Annotated in this window: 16 protein-coding genes and 1 pseudogene; 6 read left to right on the forward strand and 11 right to left on the reverse strand. The window is 60.8% G+C overall.

The features are described 5' to 3' along the window. The first annotated feature begins 55 nt into the window (after positions 1-55). Both ACSQ26_RS08385 and ACSQ26_RS08390 read left to right on the forward strand, forming a co-directional pair. Positions 56-2227 carry a TonB-dependent receptor domain-containing protein gene (locus ACSQ26_RS08385; protein WP_436008113.1) on the forward strand — a complete coding sequence of 724 codons (2172 nt, stop codon included), beginning with the start codon at positions 56-58 and terminating at the stop codon, positions 2225-2227. A 58-nt stretch (positions 2228-2285) separates the two neighbouring features. Then, complete coding sequence (locus tag ACSQ26_RS08390; RefSeq protein ID WP_436008115.1) at positions 2286-2609, forward strand: TfoX/Sxy family protein; 324 nt, start codon at positions 2286-2288, stop codon at positions 2607-2609. On the opposite strand, the gene ACSQ26_RS08395 is transcribed toward ACSQ26_RS08390, so the two are convergent. The 6 genes from ACSQ26_RS08395 to bcp all read right to left on the reverse strand — a co-directional run bounded on the left by ACSQ26_RS08395 (position 2610) and on the right by bcp (position 8220). Continuing rightward, positions 2610-3242 (reverse strand): LysE family translocator, encoded by a 633-nt coding sequence (locus ACSQ26_RS08395; protein WP_436008117.1) that lies wholly within the window; start codon positions 3240-3242, stop codon positions 2610-2612. 72 nt (positions 3243-3314) lie between these two features. After that, positions 3315-3728, reverse strand: coding sequence for an NUDIX domain-containing protein (locus ACSQ26_RS08400; RefSeq protein WP_436008119.1), 414 nt, complete (start codon positions 3726-3728; stop codon positions 3315-3317). A gap of 8 nt (positions 3729-3736) precedes the next feature. Continuing rightward, on the reverse strand, positions 3737-5272 hold the full coding sequence (locus ACSQ26_RS08405) for a DEAD/DEAH box helicase (RefSeq protein WP_436008121.1): 1536 nt from the start codon (positions 5270-5272) through the stop codon (positions 3737-3739). A 185-nt stretch (positions 5273-5457) separates the two neighbouring features. Continuing rightward, the gene (locus tag ACSQ26_RS08410) at positions 5458-6762 is read right to left on the reverse strand and encodes a M23 family metallopeptidase (RefSeq protein WP_436008123.1); all 1305 of its coding nucleotides are present in this window, start codon (positions 6760-6762) and stop codon (positions 5458-5460) included. Between the two features lie 119 nt (positions 6763-6881). Continuing rightward, positions 6882-7709 (reverse strand): ferritin-like domain-containing protein, encoded by an 828-nt coding sequence (locus ACSQ26_RS08415; RefSeq protein WP_436008125.1) that lies wholly within the window; start codon positions 7707-7709, stop codon positions 6882-6884. A 43-nt stretch (positions 7710-7752) separates the two neighbouring features. After that, positions 7753-8220 carry a thioredoxin-dependent thiol peroxidase gene (bcp, locus tag ACSQ26_RS08420; RefSeq protein ID WP_436008127.1) on the reverse strand — a complete coding sequence of 156 codons (468 nt, stop codon included), beginning with the start codon at positions 8218-8220 and terminating at the stop codon, positions 7753-7755. Positions 8221-8450: 230 nt separating this feature from the next. On the opposite strand from bcp, the gene ACSQ26_RS08425 reads away from it, so the two are divergent. Beyond that, positions 8451-11696: a YhdP family protein gene (locus tag ACSQ26_RS08425; RefSeq protein WP_436008129.1), complete on the forward strand. Its 3246-nt coding sequence runs from the start codon at positions 8451-8453 to the stop codon at positions 11694-11696. A 10-nt stretch (positions 11697-11706) separates the two neighbouring features. On the opposite strand, the gene ACSQ26_RS08430 is transcribed toward ACSQ26_RS08425, so the two are convergent. Together ACSQ26_RS08430 and tyrS are read right to left on the reverse strand one after the other, a co-directional pair. Beyond that, positions 11707-12435: a class I SAM-dependent methyltransferase gene (locus tag ACSQ26_RS08430; RefSeq protein ID WP_436008131.1), complete on the reverse strand. Its 729-nt coding sequence runs from the start codon at positions 12433-12435 to the stop codon at positions 11707-11709. An 18-nt stretch (positions 12436-12453) separates the two neighbouring features. Continuing rightward, positions 12454-13707: a tyrosine--tRNA ligase gene (tyrS, locus tag ACSQ26_RS08435; protein ID WP_436008133.1), complete on the reverse strand. Its 1254-nt coding sequence runs from the start codon at positions 13705-13707 to the stop codon at positions 12454-12456. Between the two features lie 122 nt (positions 13708-13829). Between tyrS and ACSQ26_RS08440 the strand changes: the two are divergent. Both ACSQ26_RS08440 and ACSQ26_RS08445 read left to right on the forward strand, forming a co-directional pair. Next, positions 13830-14945 (forward strand): annotated as a pseudogene (locus ACSQ26_RS08440) (anhydro-N-acetylmuramic acid kinase); the annotation flags it as partial. Positions 14946-14969: 24 nt separating this feature from the next. Then, positions 14970-15446: a GNAT family N-acetyltransferase gene (locus tag ACSQ26_RS08445; protein WP_436015161.1), complete on the forward strand. Its 477-nt coding sequence runs from the start codon at positions 14970-14972 to the stop codon at positions 15444-15446. On the opposite strand, the gene ACSQ26_RS08450 is transcribed toward ACSQ26_RS08445, so the two are convergent. From ACSQ26_RS08450 to ACSQ26_RS08460, 3 genes are read right to left on the reverse strand one after another with little or no spacing between them, the layout of a single operon-like run. Further along, positions 15443-15649, reverse strand: coding sequence for a hypothetical protein (locus ACSQ26_RS08450; RefSeq protein WP_436008135.1), 207 nt, complete (start codon positions 15647-15649; stop codon positions 15443-15445). The genes ACSQ26_RS08445 and ACSQ26_RS08450 overlap by 4 nt on opposite strands. Further along, complete coding sequence (locus tag ACSQ26_RS08455) at positions 15646-16149, reverse strand: putative toxin-antitoxin system toxin component, PIN family (RefSeq protein ID WP_436008136.1); 504 nt, start codon at positions 16147-16149, stop codon at positions 15646-15648. The genes ACSQ26_RS08450 and ACSQ26_RS08455 overlap by 4 nt, the downstream gene beginning before the upstream one ends. After that, positions 16077-16754 (reverse strand): alpha/beta hydrolase, encoded by a 678-nt coding sequence (locus ACSQ26_RS08460; protein ID WP_436008137.1) that lies wholly within the window; start codon positions 16752-16754, stop codon positions 16077-16079. Before ACSQ26_RS08460 ends, ACSQ26_RS08455 begins: the two co-directional genes overlap by 73 nt. A 222-nt stretch (positions 16755-16976) precedes the next feature. On the opposite strand from ACSQ26_RS08460, the gene ACSQ26_RS08465 reads away from it, so the two are divergent. Continuing rightward, positions 16977-18140 (forward strand): cysteine desulfurase family protein, encoded by a 1164-nt coding sequence (locus tag ACSQ26_RS08465; protein WP_436008138.1) that lies wholly within the window; start codon positions 16977-16979, stop codon positions 18138-18140. Positions 18141-18173: the final 33 nt, after the last annotated feature.

The following is an 18173-nucleotide window of genomic DNA, read 5'->3' on the forward strand; positions in this document are numbered from 1 at the left end:
AAGGCCACGGAGACGCAAGCCAGGCACTGAGTTCCCTGTTTGGCGAGGGTATGCCGTGAGAATCCATTGGGCGTTTGCCGCCGCGCTGATGTCGTCGACGACATTTGCGATGGTCCTGTCTGTTCCTGCCTTTGCGCAGGAAGATGTCATCGTCCTCGATGACGATGGTGCGGCGCCCGATACGGAAACCCAGGACACGGCGGCCGGCGCCGATGACTCGACGCCAGTGGAGCCCGGCGTCACGAAGCTCAAGCGCATCGTGATCGGCTCGGATTCCGAGACCCCGGCTGACATCGTGAATACGCCCGCCCCGGTCTCGATCATTGATGGTGAGACGATCCGCGAGCGGATGAACGGCAAGGTCGACACCGCGATCCGCATGACGCCCGGGGCCTACACCCGCCAGATGGACGAGCAGCCCGGTGTGGTCGTCAATATTCGCGGCATGCAAGGTAACGGCCGCGTCAATCAGATGATCGACGGCGTGCCGCAGACTTTCCGCAACCTGTCGGGCCATTCCGGCACCTTCGATAACATGGTCTATATCGACAAGAACCTGCTGGCGGGCATCGATATAACGCGCGGTTCTGTTCCCGGCGCAGACGGCCTGGGAACGCTTTCGGGCGCCGCCAATTTCCGCACGCTGGGCGTCGACGACATACTCCTGCCCGGCAAGGATGTCGGCGGATTGGTGACGCTTCAGGCCGGCACCAACGGCATGAATTTTTCCCGCCTCACGGCGGGCGGCTGGCGCAGCAATATCGGCATCGACGGCAAGGTTTCGGTGATCGGCGCCATCAGCGGTTCGGACGAGTCGAATTATAGGAACGGCGACGGGATCATGTATCCCTACGATGCGTCCAATCACCCGCGTGGCGGCCTCTTCAAGATCAATTACGAGCCGGATGGCGAGCACTCGCTCGAACTGGGCGGCGTGTTCTACCAGAATGCATTCGCCGTCGAGAGCGCGGGCTATGACTGGCAGATCAACAACCAGACCTATACGCTGAAATATGCCTACCAGCCAGGCGACAACCTGATCGATCTGAAGGTCAATGCCTATGTCAACATCACCGACATCAAGATGGCTGGGATTGACGGCGAGGGGGAGTTCGACGGCCGCGACGGCACCAATACCGGATTGGGCTTGGATGTTTCCAACACCTCTGTCGTCGATCTGAACGACACGATGTCGCTCAAGTTCTTCTATGGCGCGGGAATCAGCTCGGACGATTACAATGGCAATAAGGAGAGCGGCGCCAATCCCGATGGACGGCTCATCAAAAGTGGTGCCTTCACCGACGCAACGCTTACATACGGTATCATCGGCCTGACAGGCGGCCTGCGTTACGACTATTGGAATTCGAACGGTACCAGCTGCGGCACGCCCAGCCTGGACTGCCACGCGCACGAGCTTACAAGGGACGATGGGATTTGGAACCCGAAGGTCGGTGTCACCGTCGATCCCCTGCCGTGGCTGCAGCTATACGCGACGTACGCCCATACGATGCGGCCGCCCACCGTCTCGGAAATGTTCTATCCGGGCGGGCACAATTTCAGCGGAAATGCGCTTCCGGTCCAGAACAACCCGAACCTGCTGCCCGAATACCAGAAGGGACTGGATATCGGTGTCAACCTGCGTGGCGACGGGCTCTTCATGGCCGAGGATATGGGCTACCTGAAGATCGGCTATTTCAAGAACCGCATCGACAACTACATCACCTTCGTCACCGAAGAAGGGGCAACCGACGCCATTTGGGCGAACCTGCCGGGAATCACCACCATGGAAGGCGTGGAAATCGAGGGCGGCTACGATACGGGTTTTGCCTATACCAATCTCTCGCTGACCATCGCCGACACCCGCCAGCCGCTGCCGGAGTTCGCAGGCATCGGCAACGATGTGGGCCGCCTTCCGGACGACTATGCCACGCTCGATGCAGGCCTCAGGTTCTTCGAGCAGCGGCTGACGCTCGGCGGTCGCATACGCTATACCGGCGACAGCGTTCAGGCCTATCTCGACGCGAAAAATTCAATCGACCGGCCATCCTACACGCTCGTCGACCTCTACGGTTCATTCAAGGTCACGGAGAATGCCAAACTGTTCTTCTCCGTCGATAATCTCCTCGACAAGAGCTATTTCTCTGCCGTCGCCGGCACGTCGAGTGTGCAGGATATCGCGAACGGCCGCGGCCGGACGATCATGATCGGCGCCACGACGCGCTTCTGACCTTGACACGCGTCAGAAAATATTCCTAAATTCTCCGGAATAATTTCCGGAGGTTGAGATGGATCACGATGATATCCAGGACCTGTTCCGCTCCGTCGGGCCGGTCACGATCAAGCGCATGTTCGGCGGCAAGGGCATCTATGTCGATGGCCGTATCATTGCCGTCGAGTTGCGTGGCGGTCTGATGCTCAAGGGCGATGCCGAGGCCGGACCGCTCTATGAGGAAGCCGGCGGCAGGCATTGGCGCTACACCCACAACAAGTCGGGCAAGGAGGTCGCCATGCCCTATTGGACGATACCGGAGGGCGCCTTCGACGATCCGGATGAGGCGGAGAAATGGGCGCGGATTGCGGTAGGGGCGTCGGTGCGCGCGGCGAAGTAATCAGCTTTTCTGGAATGCGAGATGCAGTCCGAGCCCGACCAGGATAGTTCCGCCGGCGCGCTGCATCATGCGCCTGGCGCCGTTCGAACTTCTCAGGCGATTGATAATGGCGCCTGCCATGAACACGCAAACCACATCCGCTGACGAAAAAATCAGATTGACTATCGTGCCCAGCAGCAGGAGTTGTAGCCAGACAGGAAATGCGGCCGAGGCATCGACGAATTGCGGGAGGAAGGCGAGGAAGAACAGCGCCGTCTTGGGGTTGAGGACTTCGACCGCGACACTTTCGAGGAAAGCACGACGCGCGGATTTCGCCGTTGTAGCGCCGGCTACCGGCTCACCACCCGCGCGTGCTCGAAACAATGAAATCCCAAGCCATATCAGATAGATCGCGCCGATGATCTTGACCGCGACATAGAGCGTCGGTACCGCGTGAAAAAGCATCGAGAGCCCGGCCGCGGCGGCAATCACATGCACATAGCCGCCAACGTGAATCCCAAACGTTGCCATCAGCCCCGACAGCCTGCCGCGGGCGAGCGTCTGGGCTGCGGCATAGAGCATGGCCGGCCCCGGAATGTAGGCGAAGATCACTGTGGTGACAAAGAACGCGATCAGCAATTCGGTGGACGGCATGGCGGGCTCCTCGGGTCGGCTCAGCGATACAGTAAACCGCGAAAAGCGCAACGCAGTCCTTGCGCGAGCGTCTTATGCCGAGGCCAGCGCCCGGACCGCATCCGCAGCAAATCGCGACAGCGGCGCTGGCAAATCATCCAGCGCGAACCAGCCGAATTCGGGGAGCTTCTCCGGCTCCATCACGCGAGCTTCGCCCGAGATATCGGTCGTCTTGTAGATGACGGAGATCCAGTGATGCCGGTCGCTGTCGAATATCTGTTCGGAAATCGCGAGGAATTCGAGGCTGCCGATCTCGAGGCCGCTTTCTTCCTCGGCCTCACGCCGCGCGGCCTGCATGGAGTGCTCCATGTGGTCGACCTTGCCGCCGACGATGTTCCAATGGCCGGCTTCCGGCGGGCGCGTGCGCCTGTATAAAAGCAGTTTGCCATCCCGAAGGATGGCAAGACCAGTTCCCACGCCGGGGAAATCGATACCAGGCAGGCTCATGGAGGGGCTTAGCCCTTGAGCGCGGCGCTGGTCAGCATGAAGGCAGGCACGTCGTCGCCGAAGCCGACCGGGGTCGGGCCGTCATCGTTCTGATGATAGCGGCGGTTCTGGCGTGCGCGGTGGTCGTCGTTGGCGGGGTAGGGACGTTCCTGGCGTTCCTGCCGGGGAGCGTGTTCCTTCTTCGCCGCCGCATTGCTCTTTGCCATGGCAGTCTCCGTCTTTGCTGATTCCGCTTCACGTGCGGGCTGGTTTACGCCCGCATCGGTGTCAGTTTTATGAACCGGAGCAGCCTCTTGTCTGTTACCGCGGTCACTCGGCTTGCGGCGGTCGCGATCACGGTCGCGGCCACCCTTGGCCGGACGGCGGTCGGAACGGCCGGAATCGGCAGTGGCCTCGCTCGGCGGCAGCGCCGAGATATCTCCATTGTGCCACTCGATCTTTTCGGTGATCAGCTTCTCGATCGCGTCGAGATGCTTGGAATCGCGCTTGGTGACGATCATGAAGGCGGCGCCGGAACGGCCGGCGCGGCCCGTGCGGCCGATGCGGTGGACATAGTCTTCCGCATGGATCGGCACATCGAAATTGAAGATGTGGCTGACATCGGGGATGTCGAGGCCGCGGGCGGCGACATCGGACGCCACCAGGATCTTCAGGTTGCCGTCGCGGAAACCCTGCAGCATGTTGGTGCGCGAACGCTGGTCCATGTCGCCATGCAGCGCGCCGGCCTCGAAGCCGTGGCGTTCGAGCGAACGGAAGAGGTCTGCGACATCCTTCTTGCGGTTGCAGAAGATGATGGCGTTCTTGATGTCGCCTTCGACTTCGCGGATCAGATCGCGCAGGGTGGCGCGCTTCTCGTAATCCTGGCCATGGCTGGCGACCAGCCGCTGGGTGATGGTCTTGGTCGTCGAGGCAGGTGCCGAGACTTCGACGCGTTCCGGGTTCTGCAGGAAGGCATCGGCCAGCTTCTGGATTTCCGGCGGCATGGTGGCCGAGAAGAACAGGGTCTGGCGCGTGAACGGGATCATCTTGGCGATGCGTTCGATATCGGGGATGAAGCCCATGTCGAGCATGCGGTCGGCTTCGTCGATAACCAGGATCTCGACGCCGGTCATCAGCAGCTTGCCGCGCTCGCAATGGTCGAGCAGGCGGCCCGGGGTGCAGATCAGCACATCTGCGCCGCGCTCAAGCTTGCGGTTCTGCTCCTCGAAGGAGACGCCGCCGATCAGCAGCGCAACGTTGAGCTTGTGGTTCTTGCCGTATTTTTCGAAATTCTCAGCCACCTGAGCGGCGAGTTCGCGGGTCGGCTCAAGGATCAGCGTGCGCGGCATGCGTGCCCGGGCGCGGCCCTTTTCGAGCAGCGTCAGCATCGGCAGCACGAAGGATGCCGTCTTGCCCGTGCCGGTCTGCGCAATGCCGAGAATGTCGCGGCGCTGGAGCGCGAAAGGAATGGCGCCAGCCTGGATCGGCGTCGGGATCGTGTAGCCAGAATCGGTGACGGCTGCGAGGACTTTCGGGCTCAGGCCAAGGTCTTGGAATGTTGTCAAAGGAGAGGCGTTTCCGGTTTGCTTTGTTCAGGAAAACAGAATCGCGCAGAAAGCATGCCGCGCGAGGTTGCGCTGCACTTAGTGCCTTATGGCCGGGAAGTCAAGAAAATCACCGGCTTGCGGCGATATAACGCCGTCTGTGGTAAATTCGGCGCAAGTATTTCCTGACAAAAGCGTGGCGTACGCTATTCGATGTAGGATGTGAGCTTCAATCCGGCGTTCAGGAAGCGCATGGGATCGACGGCCGTGCCATTGCGGCGGACCTCGTAGTGGAGGTGAGGGCCGGTCGAACGGCCGGTCGAGCCGGACAGCGCGATCAGGTCGCCTTCGCTGACGATGTCGCCTTCCTTGACCAGCACCTTGGAGAGATGGCCGTAGCGTGTGGTGATGCCATTGCCGTGGTCGATCTCGACCATCACGCCATAACCGCCTGATGTGCCGGCGTGGATGACGATGCCGGCGCCCGTCGCCCGCACCTTGCCGCCGGTCTTCTGGCGGAAATCGATGCCGGCATGCATGGCGAGCCTGCCGAAGAAGGGATCGACGCGATTGCCGAACAGCGAAGTGATCTGGCGGTTGGGCGCCGGGTTGGCGAAGGGCAGCTTGCGCGCCACGGCCTTGACGCGTTCGAGCCTGTCGAGCGCGATATCGAGACCGGAGATCGAGGCTTCGAATTCGCTTGCCGTTTCCGGCTCGACGAAGGGGCCGCCGATGGCGCTGTCGGGGTCAAGCTCGGCTTCGGCAAGCTTGGCGGGGAGCTTCAGGCCCGTGTTTTTCAGGATATCGTGGATCTTGTCGGCGCGGGCATCGGCATTGGCAGTCAGCGACCTGATATGGTCGAGCTGTTCCTGCTCGATGCCCTTGAGCGACAGTGTCACGGTCGAAAAGAGCTTGTCGGCACGGTCGGCGACATTGCCGTCGATTGCGGCGAAGGACAGCGCGCGGGTCTTTGCCGGCTTGGATTTGCCCATCAGGGTGTCGAAGCTCTCGATGCTTGCATGTTTGTCGCCGTCGGTCGTGTCGAGGCTCCCGGTCGAGTCGAGCGGCTGATCTTCAGTCGGTGTGGCGATATCGGTGTCGAGGCCGGAATTCTCGGCGCGTTCCAGCACGGAACCAAGCTTGCCCTGGCGGTTGGCGAGCGCCATCTGCTGTTCCATCAACTTCTCGACCTTGTCCTCGACGACCTGCTGGTCGAGAAGCTGGCGCGAGGTGATGCGATCGACCTGGGCGCGGAGTGCCGCGATCCGGTCCTCGTATTCGTGCTGCATGCGCGCCTGGCGGGCCATGGAGGCGCCCATCAGATCGTCACGCAGGACGAGATAGGCGGTGGCCGAGAGATATCCGATGGTGAAAAGTCCGAAAAAGGAGACGGTGAGTGCCGCCATCCAGGGGCGGATCGTCATATGGCGGACACGTTCGCCGCTCGCAAGAATAAGCACATGGCTTTCCTCGCGCCGTCCGAAGATCCGGTTCGCTCCTGTGCCTGACACCTCAATATCCTCCACCGGGATAACGCTGATAACAGAGGGGTCCAGCAAGACTCCTTCATGCCGGTGATTACAAACTATTAAGGTTAACAATCCGTCTATGCTGGGGAATGCAGTGTGTGTCAGGCATTCGATATCGAGGACAGCGAGCGGTAGAAACTCGGGGTCAGGCCGGCCTCGGCGCGGGCGATATCGTTGAAGGGTGGCTTCAGCCCGCCACGGAAATTGGTGCGCACCAGCTCCTTGAAGGCGGCGGCCGGATCGCGCTTTTCGCGGGCGCACAAGAAGCGGAACCACTTGGCGCCGACGGCGACATGGCCCTTCTCATCCTCGTAGATGACGGAGAAAATCTCGGCGCTTTCGGTGTCGCCGAGTTCGATCAGCTTGTCGCGCATCGAGGGTGTGACGTCCAACCCGCGCGCTTCGAGAATGAGCGGCACGACGGCGAGGCGGGCGGTCAGGTCGTTGCGGGTGTGGTGGGCTGCCTCCCAGAGACCGTCATGGGCGGGCAGGTCGCCATAGTCGGCATCGAGGTCGCGGAGACGCTGGCGCACCATGCCGAAATGCTTGGCTTCCTCCGATGCCACCAGCATCCAGCCGTCGAAGAAAGAGCGCGGCACGGGCTGGTCGGCGAAACGGGCGACGATGTCGAGCGCGAGATCGACCGCGTTGAGTTCGATATGGCAGATCGCGTGGAGCAGCGCGACGCGGCCGTGTTTCGTATGCAGCGAGCGCTTCTTCATCTGGTTGGGCGGAACGAGAAGCGGCTTGTCCGGTCGTCCGGGCCGCGTGGGTGAGGGCGGGTCGAGCGGCGAGCGCAACGAGAGCGTCCGCGCGTACCAGGCCTTCGCGGTCGCCTGGGTAAGCCGCACCTTCTCGTCGAGATCGGCAGCCGAGATCGCCGCGATAGCACCGGCGCGCAGCGTGTCGAAGGGAAAATCGCGAGTCATATGAGTCACCTGGGCCAGTTTGCTGCGATTTGGATTCCAGTTGTTAGAGCGCCTTGGCCGCTTCCAGCACCGTATCGACATGGTTCTTCAGCCGCACATTGTCCCACACGCCGGCAATCCGGCCTTCCGCGTCGATCAGGAATGTCGAGCGCACCACGCCCATATAGGTGATGCCGAAGGTCTTTTTCTCGCGCCAGACGCCGTAGGCGTCGATCACCTTCCGGTCCTCGTCGGCGCCGAGCGTGATGCCGAGCTTGTGCTTGGCGCAGAACTTGTCGTGCTTCTTCACGCTATCGGGGGAGACTCCGATGACAGTCGCGCCCGCTGTCCTGAACGCCTCGGCCTTGCCGGTGAAATCGATTGCTTGCAGTGTGCAGGTCTGGGTGTCATCCTGCGGATAAAAGTAGAGCACCACTTTTTTGCCCCGATATTCGCTAAGAGAGACCACGCCGCCGCCGTTTTTCGGCAAGGTAAAGTCAGGGGCAAGGTCGCCGATCTTGAGGTGGGTCATGTTGCCAATCGATCCCGTGTTTGAATAACTCTGCACAAGGTCCGGGAATCATTATCCCGTTGCCGGTCTTGTACGGGGATTTTGTAGCGAAAGGTATGCTCTGAATGGTCCATCACGTGCGCGGGGAAAAGGTCGTCTTCGGGAAAGGAGATTTTTGCTCCCTCGATGCGCTGCCGTCCTGCGAACATCATGAGGCGATCGTTCTGGCGCCGCCGCGCAAGAAAAGCTGGATGCGGAGCATCCTCAAGCTGTGCGTTCTTGCCGTCTTCCTTGTGATCCTGGGTATTGGCGGTCTTTGGTTCGCGCTGGAGAACGGCAGCCTCGACTCGACGCTGACCGCACAGGCGGAAAACGCAATGAGCCGGGCGTTGGGCAGCAATTTCGAACCGAAGGTCAAGGCCGTTCGCCTGAGATTTTCGAGCGACTGGATGCTGGCGCTCGAAGCCGTCGACGTCAACGTAACCCATGTCGAATCCGGCGTCACCGCGCTCAGGACCAATTCCATCAAGGCCGTGCTCGATCCGCTGTCGCTTTTTCAGGGCAAGGTGGCATTGGCTCGCGCGGAAATCGGCTCGGCCGACGGCGATATCAGCTTCCTGCCCGCCAGCCCCGGCATCGACTGGGAAGCGGTGCGTGTCGATGGCGTGCCCGGCTGGCTGACGCTGCTTTACCCGCAGCTCGACCAGGCCGTGGCCCAGCTCGATCGTGCCGGAACGCGCGAGGTGGTTGCCGGCGCCGTTACGCTGAAGCTTCCCGGACCGCAGGGCGGCGTGGTCAGGCTCGACGGCTTTGATTTTTCACGCCAGCGCGATGGGGAATATACGCTGGCTACCGGGCTCGGCATCGGCAAGTTCAAGCCGCGTATCGCAATGACGCTGGGTGTGGCGGATGACGCTGTCCGCTCGATCGACGCGAAGATCAGCGGCATCCAGACCGAACCCTTCGCGATGAAATACAGCAAGATCACCGGCGAACGGCGCATAGGATTCGATGTACCGATCGATATCACGCTTGCTGCCATCCGCGACAAATCATTGACAGCGCAGGTGCAGGCGCGCACGGGCACGTTCCATGCCGACGGGATCGCGCAGGAGGTGAAATCCGGCCGGGCCCTGCTCACCTATGATTTCGGCAAGCTGAAGATCGAAGTCTCCGAGGGCGGCTTCGATCTTGGCGACACGATGATCCCGTTCAACGGCGCGATCACCGATCTCGACAAGGTCTCGCCGGGTGGGCCGCATGGTTACGCTTTTGATCTTCTGGCGAATGATGCCATAGCCAATGCCGATCAGGCGGGTGAGGAACCCGAGCCCTTCAATGCCAAGGCGTCGGGCCGCTTCCTAACCGCAAGCCATGAGTTGCAGTTCGATGAAATGTCTATCGCCACATCATCCGGCATGATGGTGGGATCGCTCAAGATGGTGTTCGGCCAAGGCTCGCCGGCGATCAGCTTCTCGGCGCGCTCGGATTCGCTGTCCACCAAATCAGTGAAGCAGCTATGGCCCTACTGGTTCGCGGCAAAACCGCGGTCCTGGGTGCTGACCCATATCAGGGGCGGCGAAGTCAAGAACGCCGAGATCGACCTGTCGCTCGCGGCAGGACGATTGCCGGAATATCCCACGCCTTTCCGCTTCGCGGGAGGCGAGTTCAAGATGAGCTTCGCCGCCAATGGGCTCGATATCCATTATCTCGGTGAGTTGCCCGCCGCAGCGAACACATCCGGCACGTTCCGCATGGTCGATCGCAATATGGTCGTCGAGATCGACAAGGGCGACATACCGCTGCCCTCGGGAAAGATATTGAATGCCGAAAAGGGGACGCTGACGATCGCCGATACGGCAGTCAAGCCGCTGATGGCGTCGATTTCGCTCAAGGCGGACGGTGACGCTTCGGCCGCGGCCGAATATGCCAGCTTCAAGCCGATCAATGCGATGGCCAAGGCGCCGTTTGCGGCAGTTGACCTCAGCGGCACGCTGAAGGGCGACATTTCGGCCGTGTTCGGCCTCAACCCCTCGCAAAATCCGCCCAAGCCCGAATGGAACGTGGCGCTTGCGCTCAAGGATGTCAGCCTCGCCAAGCCGGTCGAGAACCGCAAGCTGACCGATATCAACGGCATGCTGAAGATCGACAACAAGACAGCGGCGCTGGACGGCAAGGCCGAAGTCGACGGCATGGGTTTCCAGGTGAAGTTCTCCCAGCCCGTGAGTGCCGCCGCGACCACCACCCGCGAATGGGAGGCCAAGGGCGAGCTGAGCGAGGCGGAAGTGCTGAAATTCGCGCCAGCGCTGGCCCCCTATCTCCAGGGCGGCGTCAGCATCACCATGGATAGCGCCACCGGCGGCCAGCGCGCCAAGGTGTCGCTCACCGATACCAGTCTCTCGATACCCTTCGTCAACTGGCGCAAGGGGCCGGGAATCCGCGCCAGCGCCGAATTCACCATGGCCGCCCGCGACGGGCAGACGCGCATCAGCGACTTCAAGCTCGAGGGCGAGGGGTTTGGCGCACGTGGCGATATGGTGATCGACAAGAAGGGGCTCGTCTCGGGCAAATTCACCCGAGTGAAGCTTTCCCCTGCCGACAACTTTTCGCTCACGCTTCAGCGCAAGAGCAGCGGCTTGTCGATCAACGTGAGTGGTGAATCGATCGATGCCAAGCCGTTCATCGAGGCGACGAAATCGCCGCCTGACGCCGATGCGAATGGCGTGAAGTCTTCCAACACCATCAATGTCAAACTTGAGCGGGCTGTGGGCTACAACAAGGAGTCGCTTTTCCGCCTCAATCTCACGCTGGCCACGTCGGAGGGACGCATCTCGACGCTGAGCCTGACAGGCGTGACCGCCAGCGAACAGGCGCTCGTCATCCGCAAGGATTCCGACCAGGGCGCGATGGAGATCACCAGCGGCGACGCCGGCGCCATCGCGCGTTTCGCCGACATCTACCGTAACATGAATGGCGGCCTGCTCAATATCACGCTCAAGGCGCGCGATGCCGATTCCTGGCGCGGTTCGCTCGACATCCGGAATTTCGCGCTGATCAACGAGGCACGGCTGAAATCGATCGTCTCGGCCCGCAACGGCGATGATGGCCGCAGCCTTTCGGATGCGCTGAAGACCGATATCGACACGAGTTCGCAGAAATTCAGGCGCGCGTTTGCTCGTCTGATCATCGACGGTAGCGCGATCAAAGTCGAGAACGGCATCGTTCGCGGCGACCAGCTAGGAGCGACCTTCCAGGGCACGGTGCGTTCGCGGCGTGGCAACATGGATATGACCGGCACATTCATGCCCGCCTATGGCATCAACAGCCTGTTCGGGCAATTGCCGCTGATCGGTGCGATTCTCGGCAATGGCCGCGATCGCGGCTTGCTCGGCATCACCTTCAAGCTGGAAGGGCCCTATCAAGGGCCGAAGATGACGGTGAACCCGCTGTCGCTGATCGCGCCGGGCGTGTTCCGCAACATTTTCGAGTTTCAGTGAGTAGCGCCGCTCACGGCTTTGCGCGGGCGATGAAGATGATTTCGGCGGAGTGTTCGGGGTCGAATGCTGTCCGGTCCCAATTGCCGTAGACGTGCTCGATTTCAAAGCCGCGATCGACCAGCATTTCCGAGAGGCGATCGAATGGCAGGAAACGCAATGTGCTTTCCGAAATGCGTTCGCCATCCGTGAACTGGTAATGCGTGTTGAAGCGGATGAATTCGCCTCGGCGCCAATGGACGCGCCAATCGATCGGCACCGGGCCGTCGGGTGCCTGGAGAATTTCGCTTTCCTCGAAGAGGCGCTCCCAGGGCAGCGCGGGATTGCGGGTCTCGAAGGCGAAGACGCCGCTTGGCTTCAGGTGCCTGTGGATATTGTCGAGCGCGGCGTTGACGTCGTCGTCGGTCAGAAGCACCTGAAAGGCATGGCCGGTCATGAAGGCCAGATCGAAACGGCGATCGAGCCGGAAATGCTGCGCGAAACCCTGTTCCCATCGCACACGATCGCCATTCGGTGACTGCCGGCCGACATCGAGCATGGCCTGTGCCGGGTCAACGGCGGTCACGTCGTGGCCATCGCCCGCCATGGCGCGCGCAATCAGGCCGGTTCCGCAGCCCAGTTCGAGCACGGCTTTTGGGGGCGAGCCGGGCAGCTGAAGATAGAATTCGCGGTCCTCGGACCAGCCGCATTCAATGTCGTAGAGCGCCGCGAGTTCCGGCAGTTCGTAATGGGCATCGGGCATGCGGGCGCTCCGGAATTCTCAGACTGGCTTGACCAGAACGTGTTTCTTCTTGCCGAGCGAGAGCTTGATGACGCCTTCGGCATTGAGATCGCCGGTACCGATGATCCGCTTTTCGTCACTGACCGGCGTATCGTTGACCCGCACCGCGCCGCCCTGGATGTGGCGGCGGGCTTCACCGTTCGAGGCCGCGAGACCTGCCACGACGAAGAGCGAGAGCAGGCCGGTGCCGGCGGAGAGTTCGCTGGTTGCGATCTCGACCGTCGGCAGGTTGGCGTCGATCGCACCTTCCTCGAACACTTTTCTCGCGGTCTCTGCCGATTGATCGGCGGCAGCGCGGCCGTGGAGGATCGCGGTGACCTCGGTGGCGAGCAGCTTCTTGACCTCGTTGATCTCCGAGCCGCCGAGCTTCTCGAGCCGGGCAATTTCATCCATATCAAGCGTCGTGTAGAGCTTCAGGAACCGGCCGACATCGGCATCCTCGGTGTTGCGCCAGTATTGCCAGAAATCGTAGGCCGAGAGCATATCCGCGTTGAGCCAGATCGCACCGGTGGCCGACTTGCCCATCTTGGCGCCCGAGGAGGTCGTGAGCAGGGGCGAGGTCAGCGCGTAAAGCTGCTTGGTGCCCATGCGGTGGCCGAGATCGATGCCGTTGACGATATTGCCCCATTGGTCGGAGCCACCCATCTGCATGCGGCAATCGTAACGCTTGGCAAGCTCGACGAAATCATAGGCCTGAAGGATCATGTAGTTGAATTCGAGGAAGCTCAGCGATTGTTCCCGGTCGAGCCGTGTCTTGACGCTGTCGAAGGAGAGCATCCGGTTGACGGAGAAATGCCGGCCGACGTCGCGCAGGAATTCGAGATAGTTGATCGAACGCAGCCAATCGGCATTGTTGATCATCAGTGCGTCCTTGGGGCCGTCGCCATAATTGAGGTAATTGGCAAAGCTGCGCTTGATCGAAGCGATGTTGCTTTCGATCATGTCGATGGTCATCAGCTGGCGCGATTCTTCCTTGAACGAGGGATCGCCGACCATGCCGGTGCCGCCGCCCATCAGGGAGATCGCTCGGTGGCCAGTCTTCTGCAGCCAGTGCAGCATCATGATCTGGATGAGCGAGCCCGCATGCAGGGAGGACGCTGTCGGATCAAACCCGATATAGGCGGTCACCACTTCCTTCGAGAGCAGATCATCGAGGCCGGTCTCATCCGAAATCTGGTGGATGAAGCCGCGCTCGGACAGGGTGTGAAGGAATTCGGACTTGAAGCTTGCCATGAAGGTCACTCTCGGACATATCGATGTGGAATTTGGTCGATGCTAGATTTGGCGGGCCTTTAGCAAAGTTTTCCGGCTCGTGCATCCCTTTCAGTGATCAATGTTTCAAATGAGGCCCATCAATGCCCGAATTGAAGACCGCGATCGGCCTGATGAGCGGCACATCGATGGATGGCATCGATGTTGCGCTGGTCCGCACGGATGGCGAAAGCGTCGTCGAGCGCGGTCCGGCGATGGGGGTGAGCTACGATCCGGCATTTCGCAAGCGGCTGGCTGAAACGCTGGAGATCGCCAAGGCAATCCGCACGCGGGAGGAACGCCCCCGCGATATGGCCGAGACCGAGCGTGACCTCACTCTGCGTCATGCGTCGGCAGTCGCCGCATTCCTCGAACGTAACAAGATCGTCGCGAAAGATATTGATTTCATTGGATTTCATGGCCAGACGGTGTTGCACCGCCCGCTGGAAGGCCTGACCGTGCAGATCGGCGATGGTCGGCTGCTGGCCCGGGAAACCGGTATATCGGTCGTTTACGACATGCGCGCCAACGATATGGTGCATGGCGGGCAGGGCGCGCCGCTGGTGCCGGTCTATCACGCCGCGCTTGCTGCGGGATTGGAAGACTATCGCGGCAAGCCGGTCATGTTCGTCAATATCGGCGGTATCTCGAACCTGACCTTCATCGGCTCCAGAGGCGACATCATCGCCTTCGATTCCGGCCCCGGCAATACGCTGATCGACCAATGGGTCGAGAGCCAGGCCGGCATTCCCTATGACGCTGGTGGCGCCATCGCATCCGAAGGCAGTGTCATCGCCTCGCTCGCGGATCGTTATCTCAATCAGGCGTTCTTCACATCCAAGAAACGGATGTCGCTCGACCGCAATGACTTTCGTCCGCCCAAAGCGGACGAAGCCGCGCTTCACGATGGCGCGCGCACACTGGCTAACGTATCGGCTGCGGCGATCATCAAATCCGCACGGCATCTCCCTGAAAAGCCCGAACTGATCGTGGTCTGCGGCGGCGGACGGCTCAATCGCGTTATCATGAGCGATCTCACGGCTCTGGCAGACGGCGCAAAGGTTGCCGCAGCCGAGGAGTTCGGCTTCAACGGCGATTCCATGGAGGCCGAGGCCTGGGCCTATCTGGCAGTGCGTTCGGCGAGGGGATTGCCGCTGACATTTCCCGGCACGACGGGTGTTCGCGCGCCGGTGACTGGAGGCGTTCTCGCAAAGCCACCGCTTCTCGTCACCGAACGCCTGGTCCTGTCCGAATGGGAACCGGGCGATGCCGAGAACCTCGTGGCTCTCCATGCCACCCCGGATTCAGCGCTCTATGTCAGCACCGGTGAGCCCTGGACGCTGGATTATGCCGAAGGCCGCATCACCGGCTGGCGCGAGGAACTCGCCAAGAACGGCTTATCGAAATTCAGGCTTTCGGCGAGGGACGACGGACGCTTCATCGGCCGCGCCGGTTTTTCTTACATGGAGGAGCGCGACGTCTTCGAACTCGGATATTCGATCATGCCCGCGGAATGGGGCAAAGGCTACGCGACCGAAATCGCCAGGGGCCTGGCCGACTGGTTCTTCGCCAGCCGATCGGAGCCACGCTTCGTCGCCTTCGCCTATGCCGAGAACGAGGCGTCGATCCACGTCATGCAGAAGATCGGGATGACGGAAATCGAGCCAAAGGAAATCCCGCGCGGCTGGGCGCGGTTTTTCGAGCTTCGTCGAAAAGATTAGCGGCGGAGGAGAGCGAGAGCTTCTTCTTCTCGTCCACGTCCACGCTCGGCCATTTCCTGGAAGCGATCATATGCTTCGTTTTGCCGAACCGCCTCGGTCATAACTTGCGAAACCAGCGTATCGACGTCGATGTTCCGCGCAAGTGCTATCGAACGAACCTTCTCGATCAGATCGTTCGGAAGGTTGATGGTGATCGCATTCATCTACCCAACTCCTGGACTAGCTGTTCTGGCTTCAGCACGCGAAGATGCTGGAATGTCAGTTGCGGATCGCTAAAATCGCGTGTGTTATGGGTCACTATCGCATCAGCGTTTCCGGCGACCGCAAGTTCAACGAGATGGTTGTCGGCCTCGTCGCGCAAGTTGGGACGCCAAAGGAAATGTACCGCAATGGGCCTGCATTTGAAAAGAAAGATTTCGAGGAGGGCCGTGCGTTCGCGCTGATCCAGACGCGCCCTCACGAAGGGTTCATGACGCGCCAAGACATCTTCGTATTCGAGGAAAAGCGTAGAACTCATCAGCGGTACGAGTTCTTCTCGAATACAAGCCTCTATGATCCGTGATGACGCACCTCTACCAATGCAGGCGCCGACGAATACATTCGTATCGACGACGACCCGCATCCGCCTGCTTACCTTATCCGCTTGGCCGCCGGTTCCGGCACCAGTTCGCCCGCCATGCGGCGGTCGAGATAGTCGCCGCATTCCTCGATCAGCGTGTCCATCTGGCCGGAGAAGAAGTGGTTGGCGTCGGGAATCGTCCTGTGGGTGATCAGGATGCCCTTTTGCTGCTTGAGCTTGTCGACCAAGCCGAGGACATCCTTCTCGGGCGCCACCTTGTCGGCGTCGCCGTTGATGATCAGGCCGGAGGACGGGCAGGGGGCGAGGAACGAGAAATCATAGGTGTTCGGCTGCGGTGCGACCGAGATGAAGCCTTCGATCTCCGGGCGGCGCATCAGAAGCTGCATGCCGATCCATGAACCGAAGGAATAGCCGGCAACCCAGCAGCTCTTCGAATCAGGATGCAGGCTCTGCACCCAGTCGAGCGCCGAAGCGGCATCCGAGAGTTCACCCGCGCCGTGATCGAATTCGCCCTGGCTGCGGCCGATCGAACGGAAATTGAACCGGAGCGTGGTAAAACCGCGCTTCTGGAACATGTAGAACATCTGGTAGACGATCTGGTTGTTCATCGTGCCGCCGAACTGCGGATGCGGATGCAGGATGATGGCGATCGGGGCGCTCTTCTGCTTGGAGGGCTGGTAGCGGCCTTCCAGCCGGCCGGCAGGACCGTTGAAGATGACTTCGGGCATTGGTACTCCAGGAGTTGAAAGTTACAAAAACCGGGCTTCAACAACAAACCAGTCTTGACGAAACCAGTCAGCTTTTCTATGACCTAGTTTAGAACCATTCGAAAGTTTGGGCCAAGGCGATTTCCTGCGGCCCGCTTCGTGTGACGCTTCATAAGACAGGCCGGACCGGAATATCAAGAAAAATGCGATTCCCCGCTCCCGCCGCCAGGACTTGAACGACCAATGGACAGCACGCGCGCCTATATGGACTGGAATGCGACCGCTCCGCTTCTCCCCGAAGCGCGCGAAGCATTCCTGCGCGTCAGCCTGATGGATGGCAATCCCTCGTCGGTTCATCGCGAGGGTCGTGCCATCCGCGCCGAGATCGAAGCTGCGCGCCGCAAGGTTGCTTCGGCTTTGGGTGCGAAATCGACAGAGGTCGTTTTTACCTCCGGTGCGACGGAGGCGGCCAACCTCGTCCTGACGCCGGATTTCCGGATGGGCCGTTCGGCACTGAAGATCGGCAAGCTCTATGTCTCGGCTATCGAGCACAAGGCAGTGTTCGAGGGCGGGCGTTTCGCCAAGGCCGATATCGAAATCATCCCGGTTCATGCCGATGGGGTGGTTGACCTCACCGCGCTCGAAGCAATGCTCGCCGGTCACGATGCTTCCCTTGGGCTGCCGATGGTGGCGCTTATGCTTGCCAACAACGAGACAGGTGTCATCCAGCCGGTCACCGAGGCGGCAAAGCTTGCGCATGCCGCGGGCGGCATCCTTGTGGTCGATGCAGTGCAGGCGTTTGGTCGCATCCCTCTTGATATCCAGGCGCTGAATGCCGATTTTCTGATCGTCTCCTCGCACAAGATCGGCGGGCCGAAAGGTGCCGGCGCACTTGTATCGCGTGGCGAGGCGATGATGCCGGTAGCGCTCATCCGTGGCGGCGGCCAGGAAAAGGGCCATCGTTCGGGCACCGAGAACGCGGCGGCGATCGCGGGCTTTGGTGCCGCTGCGGAAGCAGTTGCTGCCGGACTCGAGGAACGATCCGCAAAGGTTCGGGCAGTGCGTGATCTGCTGGAGCGCGAAATGCGCTCGGTGGCACCGGAACTCATCATGCATGGCGAGAGGTCGGAGCGCCTGCCGAACACGAGCTTCTTCTCGCTCGATGGATTGAAGTCCGAGACCGGCCAGATCGCCTTCGATATCGAAGGTATCGCGCTGTCCGCGGGCTCGGCCTGCACATCGGGCAAGGTCGGCGAGAGCCATGTGCTCAAAGCCATGGGGCTCGATCCGCGCATGGGCGCCTTGCGAATTTCGATCGGGTTTTCGACATCGGATCGGGATATTGAACGCACGCTTGCCGCATTCGGCAAAATTGCGGGGCGTCTGAAGAATGCCCGTGCGGCGTAACTAAATTTGCGGAAAAACAATTTTCCGCTTGCC

Source organism: Rhizobium sp. LjRoot254 (assembly GCF_964254105.1).
Classification (GTDB): Bacteria; Pseudomonadota; Alphaproteobacteria; order Rhizobiales; family Rhizobiaceae; genus Rhizobium_E.

Coding starts and splice junctions, on each gene's coding strand:
- ACSQ26_RS08450 (WP_436008135.1), bottom strand. CDS start 15,649: ATGAATGCGATCACCATCAACCTTCCGAACGATCTGATCGAGAAGGTT.
- ACSQ26_RS08415 (WP_436008125.1), bottom strand. CDS start 7,709: ATGACTCGCGATTTTCCCTTCGACACGCTGCGCGCCGGTGCTATCGCG.
- ACSQ26_RS08465 (WP_436008138.1), top strand. CDS start 16,977: ATGGACAGCACGCGCGCCTATATGGACTGGAATGCGACCGCTCCGCTT.
- bcp (WP_436008127.1), bottom strand. CDS start 8,220: ATGACCCACCTCAAGATCGGCGACCTTGCCCCTGACTTTACCTTGCCG.
- ACSQ26_RS08430 (WP_436008131.1), bottom strand. CDS start 12,435: ATGCCCGATGCCCATTACGAACTGCCGGAACTCGCGGCGCTCTACGAC.
- ACSQ26_RS08395 (WP_436008117.1), bottom strand. CDS start 3,242: ATGCCGTCCACCGAATTGCTGATCGCGTTCTTTGTCACCACAGTGATC.
- ACSQ26_RS08460 (WP_436008137.1), bottom strand. CDS start 16,754: ATGCCCGAAGTCATCTTCAACGGTCCTGCCGGCCGGCTGGAAGGCCGC.
- ACSQ26_RS08390 (WP_436008115.1), top strand. CDS start 2,286: ATGGATCACGATGATATCCAGGACCTGTTCCGCTCCGTCGGGCCGGTC.
- tyrS (WP_436008133.1), bottom strand. CDS start 13,707: ATGGCAAGCTTCAAGTCCGAATTCCTTCACACCCTGTCCGAGCGCGGC.
- ACSQ26_RS08400 (WP_436008119.1), bottom strand. CDS start 3,728: ATGAGCCTGCCTGGTATCGATTTCCCCGGCGTGGGAACTGGTCTTGCC.
- ACSQ26_RS08425 (WP_436008129.1), top strand. CDS start 8,451: ATGCGGAGCATCCTCAAGCTGTGCGTTCTTGCCGTCTTCCTTGTGATC.
- ACSQ26_RS08455 (WP_436008136.1), bottom strand. CDS start 16,149: ATGCGGCGACTATCTCGACCGCCGCATGGCGGGCGAACTGGTGCCGGA.